We start from the raw sequence: 12085 nt of genomic DNA on the forward strand, positions 1-12085 counted from the left end.
GAATACGCACGTAACGCGATGCGTATGGCGGCGCTGATGAAGATTCAGAACATCCAGGTCTACACTCACGACTCCATCGGTCTGGGTGAAGATGGCCCGACTCACCAACCGGTCGAGCAAGTAGCGTCACTGCGTCTGACACCAAACATGAGCACGTGGCGTCCATGTGACCAGGTCGAATCTGCGGTCGCGTGGAAACTGGCTATCGAGCGTAAAGATGCGCCATCGGCGCTGATCTTCTCGCGTCAGAACCTGGCTCAGCAAGCGCGCAGCGCGCAGCAAGTGGCGGACATCGCCAAAGGCGGTTATATCCTGCAAGATTGTGCCGGCAAACCTGAGCTGATCCTGATCGCGACCGGCTCTGAAGTAGAACTGACCGTACAAGCCGCAGCGCAACTGACGGCAGCCGGTAAGCAGGTTCGCGTGGTGTCTATGCCATCGACTGATACTTTCGACAAGCAGGATGCGGCTTACCGTGAAGCGGTACTGCCATCAGACGTCACGGCACGTATCGCGGTTGAAGCGGGCATCGCAGACTTCTGGTACAAGTACGTCGGCTTTGGCGGTCGTATCATCGGTATGACTACTTTCGGTGAATCTGCACCAGCGGGCGAGCTGTTCAAGATGTTCGGCTTCACGGCGGAAAACGTGGTCAATACGGCGAACGAACTGCTGGCGTAAGCCGGGGTTAATACGCAATCAAACCCAAGGCCCTGCTCACTGAGCAGGGCCTTTTTCGTTTAAGGCATGCTAAGCGACATGCTTATTTCCACTCATCGGGGCAGGCAGCGCGCAGCGCATCAATAAACAGGCGCAGCCGCAACGGATGGCGTCCGGTCGGGTAGTAGCAGTTGATATTGGAAGGGGCGGCTGACCACTGCGGCAGACAGACCGCGATACTGCCCGGATGATGCTTTTCATAGCTTTGTGCCACCCAGTTGGGTAGCAGGCCGATACCGCGTCCCTTGGCAATGGTATCGATCTGCATGTAGAGACTGTCGCACTGCAGGCGGCTCTCTTTGGCCGGCAGCACATAATCGCCCAGTTGCGGGTGGGTCAGCGTCAGCGCTTCGTGGCGCAGCGCGACCAGGTCAATCCAGGCGTGCTGCGTCAGATCGCGCGGATGGCCGGGCTGGCGATGCTGCTCAAGATAAGCAGGGGAGGCATAGACGGCGCAGCGCCACTCTCCGAGCAGTTCGCGCCGGTAGCCAGCCGGACCGATATCGCCGATCCAGATAATCAAATCCGGTTCCAGCGCCTGTTCACCATGCTGAAACTGACTGTAGAGACGCACACGCAGCTGCGGATGTTGCAGCATAAATTCATCCAGTACCCGGCTCATCCAGCCGCGGGTCAGGTTAGGATGAACGACCAGGGTCATTTCACCGCTGACCTCATGGTTGAGCTCGTGCAGGGCTTCCTGACTTTTATTGGCCAGATCGAGCAACTGCTCAGAGTAGGTGGCAAATACTTCGCCGGCTTTGGTCAGCGCCAGGCGGTTGCCCTGGCGTGTGACCAGAGCCTGGCCTAAGTCTTCTTCTAACTGAGTCAGACGGCGGCTGAGCGTGGATTTAGGCTGGTTGAGGGCTTTGGCCGCTCCGGTCAGGCTTTTGTGTTGGCAGAGCGCATGGAAGGCGCGCACTGCACTGAGATCCTGCATTTTTCTTTCCTCTTCGGGCCGAGGTGACAACAAAAATTAGGCTTTGTTCCATAACTGGGCCTAAGTATTCCACATCTTGCCCTATTCATGCACTCCTTTTTGTGAATAATTCTCATCTTGATTTTGATAATTATTTTCATTTAAAGCAGAAAGGAGTGTCAGATGTACACATGGACGCCATCTAGAGTCTCATTAGCAGTATCCCTCGGCCTGGTTTGTCAATTCCCGGCTCTGGCCAATGAGGCGCAAGATCAGGCTCACGAAACTGTGGTGGTCACCGCCTCGGGCTTTGAGCAGAATATTACCCGTGCCCCGGCAACCATCTCGGTGATCACCGCTGAAGATATCGAAAAAAAGTCCTACACCGACATCACTGATGTGTTAAAAAATATTTCCGGGGTGCAAGTCTCCGGTGGTGGTGTAGAGCAGTCGATCATGATTCGCGGTATGTCATCTGATTACACCTTGTTCCTGATTGACGGCCGTCCGGTACAAGGCAACGATGCCTTTGGCCTTAATGGCACCCAGGCTGGTACGCCGATTAACTTTTTGCCTCCTGTTTCGCAAATCGAGCGTATCGAAGTCATCCGTGGTCCGGCGTCATCCTTGTACGGCTCGGATGCGATGGGCGGCGTGATTAACGTGATCACCAAGAAAGTCGGCAATGAGTGGAGCGGCAGCATCACCACGGAATACAACCTGGCCGACAGCTCGAACAAAGTGAATGAAGATTCCACCCAGACCAGCGTGGCGCTCAATGCGCCGTTGATCGATGATACGCTCTCACTGCAGTTCACCGGTTCTTACCTCAATCAGGACGAAAGCCACTTTATCGGCAGCGATGACAGTGAAGCGTCCGATCCGGAATACAAACGCCGCAACTTCAGCACTAAGCTCAACTGGAGCGTGAATGAGCAAAACAACCTGACATTCGGCTACAGCCGTGCCGAGCAGGAGCGCACCCATAACCCGGGCGTGAGTATTGCGAAAACCGTCACCAACCGCGACGGCAGCATCAGTGATGCGGAGCAGAGCTACAGCAAATCCATCCGTGACACCTATTTCCTAGAGCATGAAGGTCACTATGATCGCATGCGCGTTAAATCTTACGTCAACTACGACCACTCCGAGAACCCGTCGCGGGTGAACGAAAATACCGGTAACGGTATCGACTTCGATGTGCTGACCCTGAACTCACAAGCCAACTGGTTCTGGGACGCCAATACCCTGACGGTCGGCGCGACCTACAAAAACGAAAAACTGGAAGATGGTGCGACCAATGGCTTGTCTGAGCCTGTGGTCGCCGACGCCGATGCCATCAACACCATGGAACGTTACCAGTACTCGATTTTTGCCGAAAATGAATGGCTGCCGATGGATGACTGGTCAATTGTGCTGAGCGGCCGTTTTGATGACAACGAAGCGTTTGGTAACCACTTCAGCCCGAAAGTGTACACCGTCTACGGCCTGACCGATGCCTGGGTGGTTAAAGGCGGGGTGACTTCCGGCTACAAAGCGCCGAGCCTGCGCCAGAGCGCAACCGATTTTGGTGCCACCTCGCGCGGTGGTGTGATCATCGGTAACCCGGATCTTAAACCGGAAACCAGTATCAACTATGAAATCGGCCTTGGCTTTGACGACAGCTATGATTCGGGTATCTCCGCCACGCTGACCGCGTATCTGACCGAGTTTGAAGACAAGATCAACCGCACCGGCCGTATCTGTGAAGCCAACGTCGAGTGTAACTACGGCGGCACTGTCTATCCGGCGCACCAATACGGTTATACCGCCTACGAAAACATCGCTAAAGCGGAAATGTCCGGTATTGAAGCGACCATGGATTACCAGATCAACGAAGATGTGCTGCTGCGCCAGTCGTACACCTTTACCAAAACCGAGCAGAAGAGCGGTGAGTACAAAGGTGAGCCGCTCAATGATGTGGCGAAACACATGTACAACGCGTCAGTGGAATGGCAGGCAACGGAGAAACTGCTGCTCTGGACTCAAGGTAACTACCGCAGCAAAACCACCGGTCGCTGGCAGACCGGCACCAGCGGCAGCTCAAGCAACGGCCTCAAGATCCCGGGCTATACCCTGTTTGACCTCGGTCTGGTGTACAAAATCAAACAAGACATCAGCCTGAAAGCAGGCGTGTACAACGCGTTTAACAAAGAGATCAACCCGGAGAAAGACGAGAACTACCGTTACATCCTCGATGGTCGTAAGTACAACCTGGCGCTGACCATGCGCTTCTAAGTTGACAGAGTAAAGGCGGGAGGCCCGGAGAATAAAATACCGGCCTTCCGCTTTATCGTGAGCAAACCTGACTATATAAGAGAACAGCAATGAAAATATTGGCAGTTGGCCTGGCGGTTGTCGCCAGCGTATTGAGTTTTATCCAGCCTGCGCTGGCGTTTCCGCTGACCGTGCAGCACAAGCAGGGCACGACGACCGTTGAGCAGGCACCGCAGCGTGTGGCTGTGTTTGACCTGGCAACCCTGGATACCATGAATGCCCTGGGTGTCAGCGCCGCGGGCGTGCCGGACACTTTTATGCCGCAATACCTTAGCCACTACTCAGGAGACGACGTCACTAAAATCGGCGATCTGTTCAAGCCCGATTACGATGCGCTGAAACAGCTGCAGCCGGACTTAATCATCGTTGCCGGCCGTTCGTCACGTGCTTACGAGGAGCTGAGCAAACTGGCGCCGACACTGGATCTGAGCATTGATGCTGGCCACTTCGTGCAAGGCATGCAGCATAATCTGGCACTGCTCGGCACCCTGTTCAACCAGCAGGAAAAAGCGCAGCAACTGAGTGTCGAATTCAATAACAAACTGCACAGCCTGCATGCGCAAGCGGCCAAACAAGGCCCGGCACTGGTGCTGTTTACCATTAACGGCCACGTGATGTTGCATGCTCCGGGTGAGCGTTTTGGTATGCTGTATGACCTGACCGGCCTCAAATCTGTGGTACCGGCCGTGGAAGCGGCAGAGCCGAAACCACGTGCCAAACCAGGCTCAGAAGAAGCCAAGCAGCAACAGGCTGAGCGTCAGCAGCGTCTGGATGCGGCCCTGGCTGAAAACCCTAGCTGGCTGTTTGTGCTGGATCGCGGCGCGGCGACCGGTGGTGAAGGTAAAGCGGTGGAAACTCTGTCAGCAATGGACAAGATCACCGCGACGACGGCATGGCAAAAAGAGCAGGTTTACTACCTCAACCCGAAAGAGTGGTACCTGGCCCTGGGCGGCTATCAGAGTGTAGTCAAAACCCTCAACGATCTGAGCAGTCGTTTTGAGCAGTAAGCCTGCCTGATTAAGATTGAACACTGTCCTGTTTCAAGCCCGGCCATGGTGCCGGGCTTCTTTATACGCCGAAATCAGGCATAGAGCGGCTTAATTAATCACTGGGTGTACAGTAAACCAACCCGGCTGGGAGCGGTTTCACTCCAAAACAAGCAGAAAAGATAGCCGCTGGCGGCGGATTTTTGGTGAATCAACGGACGTTTCTCGCTACCATCACAGCACAAGGAATAAGGGATAGTGAACCGATGTTAAAAGTGGCGATCAACGGATTCGGACGCATTGGCCGTAACGTGCTGCGGGCTGTGTACGAAAGTGGCAAAAACCAACACATTAAAGTGGTGGCGGTGAATGAGCTTGCCAAGCCCGAAGCCATGGCGCACCTGTTGCAATATGACACCAGTCATGGCCGGTTTGGTAAAAAAATCAGCCACGATCAGGAACACATGTATATTCATCATGACAACGGCGACTTTGACCGGGTGCGTATTCTGCATCTGGCTGAAATACCGCTGCTGCCGTGGCGCGATCTTGATGTCGACATCGTGCTCGATTGTACCGGCGTGTACGGATCGCGTGCCGATGGACTGCAACATATTGAGGCCGGCGCCGGCAAGGTGCTGTTTTCCCATCCTGGTGCAGCGGACATCGATAACACCATCATCTATGGTGTGAACCACGATACCCTGAGCGCTGATCAGCACATCGTTTCCAACGGTTCCTGTACCACCAACTGCATCGTACCGATCATCAAGGTCCTCGACGATGCGTTCGGCATTGACTCCGGCACCATCACCACCATTCACTCATCAATGAATGATCAGCAGGTCATCGATGCTTATCACAGTGACCTGCGCCGTACCCGTGCGGCCAGCCAGTCGATCATTCCGGTCGATACCAAACTGCACAAAGGGATCGAACGGATATTTCCGAAATTTTCCAACAAATTTGAAGCCATTTCGGTGCGCGTACCGACCGTAAATGTGACCGCGATGGATTTAAGCGTTACCTTGAACACAAATGTGAAAGTTAATGACGTAAATCAAACCATAGTACAGGCGTCTCAGTGTACATTAAGCAACATTGTTGACTATACTGAAGCGCCGCTCGTTTCCATCGATTTTAACCATGATCCGCACAGTGCGATTGTGGACGGAACCCAGACACGGGTAAGTAACGGGCAACTGGTCAAAATGCTGGTCTGGTGCGACAACGAATGGGGATTTGCTAACCGTATGCTCGATACTGCGTTAGCGATGCAGGCCGCGCAATAGCGCTTTAGCCTGGTGAGGCGGTTGCCCCCGAATGGGGAGAGCGCTGCCCCTGATTGGGGAAAAATATTTATTTTTAGCATTGAAATAAATATCATGATCCCCATATCCTAAGTAATTTGAACATTGACTAAGTAGTTTGAAAATTGACTAACTTAGTTTAAAAATTGACTAAGCAATTTAAGAATTGACAGGTTCGGCAGGATCGCCGAACTGACGAAAACTTTATTTTCTTTGAATATTTGAGAGGACAAACCATGTCTGTAATCAAGATGACTGACCTGGATCTGGCAGGTAAACGCGTATTTATCCGTGCTGACCTGAACGTACCAGTAAAAGATGGCAAAGTGACTTCTGATGCACGTATCCTGGCATCACTACCAACGATCAAGCACTGCCTGGAAGCTGGCGCGAAAGTAATGGTGACATCTCACCTGGGTCGTCCTACTGAAGGCGAATACGCAGAAGAGTTCTCTCTACAGCCTGTTGTGAACTACCTGAACGACGCGCTGGACTGCGAAGTGAAACTGGCGAAAGAGTACCTGGAAGGTCTGGAACTGAACGCTGGTGAACTGGTTGTTCTGGAAAACGTTCGTTTCAACAAAGGCGAAAAGAAAAACGAAGAAGAGCTGTCTAAGAAATACGCAGCACTGTGTGACGTATTCGTAATGGACGCGTTCGGTACCGCGCACCGTGCACAAGCTTCAACTCACGGCGTGGGTATGTTTGCACCGATCGCATGTGCAGGTCCTTTGCTGGCGAACGAACTGGATGCACTGGGTAAAGCCATGGACAACCCGGCTCGCCCAATGGTTGCTATCGTTGGCGGCTCTAAAGTCTCGACCAAACTGACGGTACTTGAATCACTGTCGAAAATCGCTGACCAACTGGTTGTTGGCGGTGGTATCGCCAACACCTTCATCGCAGCAGCAGGCCACAACGTAGGTAAGTCTCTGTACGAAGCTGACCTGGTTGACACGGCTAAGAAACTGATGGACGAGTGTGCCATTCCGGTTGCGACTGACGTGGCGTGTGCCAAAGCCTTCGACGAAAACGCAGAAGCGGAAATCAAAAACGTGGCTGACGTTCAGGACGACGACATGATCTTCGACCTGGGCCCGGATTCAACGGCGCAACTGGCTGAAATCCTGAAAAACGCGAAAACTATCCTGTGGAACGGCCCGGTAGGCGTATTCGAGTTCAAGAACTTCGAAGCCGGTACCCGTGGCATTTCAGAAGCGATTGCAGCGTCTGAAGGCTTCTCTGTTGCCGGTGGTGGTGACACACTGGCTGCGATCGACAAGTTCGGCATCAAAGCAGACGTTTCATACATCTCAACCGGCGGCGGCGCTTTCCTTGAGTTTGTAGAAGGTAAAGTTCTGCCTGCAGTTGAAATGCTGGAAGCACGCGCTAAAGCGTAACTGATTGATAGAAAGCGGGAGTGATTTCCCGCTTTCTTGTTTGCTGCACCGGCCGGTTTCTTCTGCTAGAATAGCGCCAGTTGTAAGCAAGCTTTTACAAGAATGTAAACTTACCGTTTTTAATTAAAACGACAAAAATAGGATTATATCCATGTCTAAGATCTTCGATTTCGTTAAACCAGGTGTGATCTCTGGCGACGACGTTCAGAAAGTATTTGAAATTGCTAAAGCAAACCAATTTGCTCTGCCAGCAGTAAACTGTATCGGTTCTGATTCTGTAAACGCAGTACTGGAAGCAGCAGCGAAAGTTAAATCTCCGGTTATCGTGCAGTTCTCTAACGGCGGCGCGGGTTTCTTTGCTGGTAAAGGTCTGAAACTTGAAGGTCAGCAAACTCAAATCCTGGGTGCGATCGCGGGTGCAAAACACGTTCACACTGTTGCGGAATCTTACGGCGTGCCTGTCATCCTGCACACTGACCACGCAGCGAAAAAACTGCTGCCATGGATCGACGGTCTGCTGGACGCGGGTGAAAAACACTTCGCAGAAACCGGTAAGCCACTGTTCTCTTCTCACATGATCGACCTGTCTGAAGAGTCTCTGGAAGAAAACATCGAGATCTCAGCGAAATACCTTGAGCGCATGGCGAAAATGAACATGACTCTGGAAATCGAACTGGGTTGTACCGGTGGTGAAGAAGACGGCGTTGATAACTCTGACATGGACGCATCTGAGCTGTACACTTCTCCGGAAGACGTGGCATACGCTTACGAAAAACTGAGCGCAATCAGCCACCGTTTCACTATCGCGGCCTCTTTCGGTAACGTACACGGCGTTTACAAACCAGGTAACGTAGTACTGACTCCAACTATCCTGCGTGATTCTCAAAAATACGTTTCTGAGAAATTCAACCTGCCAGAAAACTCACTGAACTTCGTATTCCACGGTGGTTCAGGTTCTTCTCTGGAAGAAATCCGCGAATCTATCGGCTACGGTGTTATCAAAATGAACATCGATACTGATACTCAGTGGGCATGTTGGGATGGTATCCGTGAATACGAAGCGGCTAACCACGATTACCTGCAAGGTCAAATCGGTAACCCGACTGGTGAAGATGCACCAAACAAGAAATACTACGATCCACGCGTATGGCTGCGTGCTGGTCAAGCTTCAATGGTAACTCGCCTGGAGCAAGCATTCTCTGACCTGAACTCAGTTGACGTACTGTAATCTGGCATTGATGTGATTCGCAAACCCGCTCATCGAGCGGGTTTTTTTGTATCTGCCGCAAACAAATCAGTGCCTGAGTTGGCAACGCCGGTATTTATTGCATACGCTGTAACAGGCACGATGCTCACCTCATAACCTTTTGCTTTGTAAGCCTTTAAACTTACTGTGTCAATTTAATGCAAATTGTCGCAGATAAGCTGTGCCAAACGAATAATTAACCAAAATCTGATGTCAGCACGGCGCATATTATGTGTATGATAGTCAGTGGTTTATATAGAAATACATAATGATTACTCTAGAGGATAAACACTATGGCTGGTGAATCGAGCAGTGTAGACATACCAATTGTCGATAGTCTGGGTCAGGTCAATACCTGGCTGACCAATAACTCGGATCTGTTGATCCAATACGGCGTGAATATTATCTCTGCGCTGCTGATCTTGTTTATCGGTAATATCATCGTCAAGGTGATTGCCGGCAGCGTGTCCAAAGTACTGCAGAAGAAACAGATGGACAAAGCCGTGGTGCAGTTCATCTACGGTCTGGTGCGTTACCTGCTGTTTGTCATCGTATTGATTGCGGCGCTGGGCCGCATCGGCGTGCAGACGGCATCTGTGGTCGCGGTTATCGGTGCGGCCGGTCTGGCAATTGGCCTGGCTCTGCAAGGCTCGCTGTCTAACTTCGCCGCTGGTGTACTGATCGTGGCATTCCGTCCGTTCAAATCCGGTGACTACGTCGAAGTGGCAGGCGTGGCCGGTTCAGTGGATTCTATCCATATTTTCCAGACCATTCTGAAAACGCCGGATAACAAGATGATCGTACTGCCGAACTCATCTGTGATTGGCGACTCGATTGTCAACTACTCACGCTACGACACCCGCCGGGTGGATATGCTGATTGGCGTATCGTACAAAGCGGATCTGAAAAAGACCAAAGAAGTGCTGCGTAAAGTGGTGGAAAGTGACCCGCGCGTACTGAAAGATCCGGCGGTCAATATTGCCGTGCATACGCTGGCAGATTCATCGGTCAACCTGATTGTGCGCCCTTGGGTGAACAGTGCCGATTACTGGCCGGTCTACTGGGATCTGACTCAGGCAATTAAAGAAGCGCTGGATGAAAACGGTATCGAGATCCCATTCCCGCAAATGGATGTGCATCTCAACAAGCTGGACTAATTATTCATTCAGCTCGTTATTTATTAGGACCAACTTGGTTCACTAAGAAAAAACGGAGGCTTCAGCCTCCGTTTTTACGTTATGTGCTTGGCACTTTTTCTATGCTTGGCGCTTATTCTATGCCGCAGTGCCGGATTAAACCGGCCACTGCAGGTTATGGCCGAGCGTAAAGGCGATGAGAAACATCACTGCGGCCACCACCAGATCGATGATCTTTTTCACCTTAGGTTTGGACAGCGTTGGGGCCAGTTTTGCCGCGCCGATGGAGAGTGAATAGAACCACACGAACGAGGCCAGTATGGTACCGATGGCAAAGGAAAGCCGGTCGCTGCCTTCAAACTGGCCGCCAATCGATCCCAGAATCACAATCGTATCCAGATACAGGTGCGGGTTGAGCACGGTCACGGCCAGGGTGCCAAGAATCACCGCCCGGCGACCGCGCAGCATCGCCTGCTTATCGCTGCTTGCCTGCTGCTGGTCAAAGGCGCTTTTCAGCGACTGGATACCATAGAAAATCAGAAACAGAATGCCGCCCAGGGTCACCAGCGCCAGCAACCATTCATTTTGAGTCAGAATTGCGCCGCCGCCAAAGATCCCCAGTGAGATAAAAAAGATGTCTAAAAAGCTGCACAGGGTGGCGGTGGTGAGATGATGGTTGCGCTTAATGCCCTGATTAAGCACAAACGCATTCTGAGCCCCGATCGGAATAATCATGGTCGCGCCGAAACCAAAGCCCTGCAGTAAAATCCATAAGTTCATAGTGAAACCTAAAGCCAATAGTTGTTCGGAAAACAATAGTTATGTTTTAAAACTGAGTAAGTATTAAATCTGGCGTTAAAATAAAGGATGGGTGAAAATAAATAAATCTAATAATATTAATTGCTAATAAGTCAGGCTAATGAGGTCGGGTCATGCGCGGATTGGATTATCGCTGGATAGAAGCACTGGATGAGATCATCGCTCAGCGCAGTTTTGAAAAAGCCGCCGACGTACTGTGTATCTCGCAGTCGGCGGTATCACAACGGATTAAGCAGCTGGAAAAGTGGCTGGCGCAGCCGGTGCTGGTGCGCGAGCAACCACCGCGCGTCACACCGGCCGGACAGAAGTTGCTCGGCTTATATCGTCAGGTATGCATTCTGGAACAGGAAATTCTGCCGGATCTGAGTGGTGATGACAGCGACAAAACCGTCTCAGTCTCCATTGCTACCAATGCAGACAGTCTGGCGACCTGGCTGATCCCGGCGCTGGCACCGTTGGTTGAGCAGAGTAATATCCAGCTTAACCTGCTGGTCGATGACGAGCACCGCACGATAGAAAAACTCAAAAACGGCGAGGTGGTCGCTGCCATCAGTCAGTCGGCTAAATCGATCCCCGGCTGTGAAGCGGTGCTGCTTGGCGATATGCCTTATCTGTGTGTCTGTGCGCCGGGATTTTATCAGCGCTATTTCCCGGCCGGCGTGAGCGGCGCGGCACTGGAAAGCGCCCCCTCAATCGCGTTTGATCCCAATGATTATGTCAACGAGCGCTTTGTGCGTAAGTCGCTGGGCTATGAGATGCAAAGTCCGGTTAAGCACAGTGTCGGCAGTTCTGAGGCGTGTGTGAAAGGCGCGCTGGCCGGGATCGGGTTTGCCATGATCCCGGAAATTCAGATTCGCGCTGAGCTGGAGCAGGGGCTGCTGGTGGAGATCTTGCCGGGCATGCGCATCGATCAAAAGCTGTACTGGCATCACTGGCAGCTGGAGAGCGGCATTCTGAAGCGTCTGTCGCGCGACATTATCCGCGTGGCGCAGCGTGTTTTGCCGCAATCAATATAGTCACAGTCAGGGTCGTAAGGGCTATCAGGTCAAAGTTATGTCAGTTTACCTGGGATTGACGGAGAGTGTGCAACCTTTCACCTATTATAAGCTCAAAGTCTGCGTGTTGGTGGTGTGCACAGTTGGGGGTGCCTGCGGGCTAAGCTAAACTGTGCAGGCGAGAAAACACAAGAGACAGGGGAGCAGTCAGCACGGGTTGATGCGCTATTGCTCTGGT

The 12085-nt window shown here is 52.1% G+C and carries 10 protein-coding genes; 8 read left to right on the forward strand and 2 right to left on the reverse strand.

What is annotated here, in order from left to right:
• Positions 1–681: transketolase C-terminal domain-containing protein (locus E6C74_RS02795; RefSeq protein WP_276605437.1), on the forward strand; the 681-nt coding region annotated here is incomplete at its 5' end.
• Positions 682–763: 82 nt separating this feature from the next.
• Here E6C74_RS02795 and E6C74_RS02800 read toward each other — a convergent pair.
• Complete coding sequence (locus E6C74_RS02800) at positions 764–1660, reverse strand: LysR family transcriptional regulator (RefSeq protein WP_136483197.1); 897 nt, start codon at positions 1658–1660, stop codon at positions 764–766.
• Positions 1661–1822: 162 nt separating this feature from the next.
• Here E6C74_RS02800 and E6C74_RS02805 point away from each other — a divergent pair, with 162 nt between their 5' ends.
• From E6C74_RS02805 to mscS, 6 genes are all read left to right on the forward strand, one after another.
• Positions 1823–3916 carry a TonB-dependent receptor gene (locus tag E6C74_RS02805; protein WP_136483198.1) on the forward strand — a complete coding sequence of 698 codons (2094 nt, stop codon included), beginning with the start codon at positions 1823–1825 and terminating at the stop codon, positions 3914–3916.
• 89 nt (positions 3917–4005) lie between these two features.
• Entirely contained in the window at positions 4006–4962 is a 957-nt protein-coding gene (locus E6C74_RS02810; RefSeq protein WP_136483199.1) for a siderophore ABC transporter substrate-binding protein, read from the forward strand.
• Between the two features lie 245 nt (positions 4963–5207).
• Entirely contained in the window at positions 5208–6233 is a 1026-nt protein-coding gene (gene epd / locus E6C74_RS02815; RefSeq protein ID WP_136483200.1) for an erythrose-4-phosphate dehydrogenase, read from the forward strand.
• A 254-nt stretch (positions 6234–6487) separates the two neighbouring features.
• Positions 6488–7651 (forward strand): phosphoglycerate kinase, encoded by a 1164-nt coding sequence (locus E6C74_RS02820; RefSeq protein ID WP_136483201.1) that lies wholly within the window; start codon positions 6488–6490, stop codon positions 7649–7651.
• A gap of 151 nt (positions 7652–7802) precedes the next feature.
• Positions 7803–8879 (forward strand): class II fructose-bisphosphate aldolase, encoded by a 1077-nt coding sequence (gene fbaA / locus E6C74_RS02825; RefSeq protein WP_136483202.1) that lies wholly within the window; start codon positions 7803–7805, stop codon positions 8877–8879.
• A gap of 311 nt (positions 8880–9190) precedes the next feature.
• Positions 9191–10054 (forward strand): small-conductance mechanosensitive channel MscS, encoded by an 864-nt coding sequence (mscS, locus tag E6C74_RS02830; protein WP_136483203.1) that lies wholly within the window; start codon positions 9191–9193, stop codon positions 10052–10054.
• A gap of 135 nt (positions 10055–10189) precedes the next feature.
• Here the strand turns inward: mscS and E6C74_RS02835 are convergent, their stop codons facing one another.
• Positions 10190–10813 carry a LysE/ArgO family amino acid transporter gene (locus E6C74_RS02835; protein WP_136483204.1) on the reverse strand — a complete coding sequence of 208 codons (624 nt, stop codon included), beginning with the start codon at positions 10811–10813 and terminating at the stop codon, positions 10190–10192.
• Between the two features lie 152 nt (positions 10814–10965).
• Between E6C74_RS02835 and E6C74_RS02840 the strand changes: the two genes are divergently transcribed.
• Complete coding sequence (locus E6C74_RS02840) at positions 10966–11868, forward strand: LysR family transcriptional regulator ArgP (protein ID WP_136483205.1); 903 nt, start codon at positions 10966–10968, stop codon at positions 11866–11868.
• Positions 11869–12085 lie beyond the last annotated feature (217 nt).

This window comes from Vibrio sp. H11, assembly GCF_004804295.1.
In the GTDB taxonomy this organism is placed as follows: domain Bacteria; phylum Pseudomonadota; class Gammaproteobacteria; order Enterobacterales; family Vibrionaceae; genus Vibrio; species Vibrio ostreae.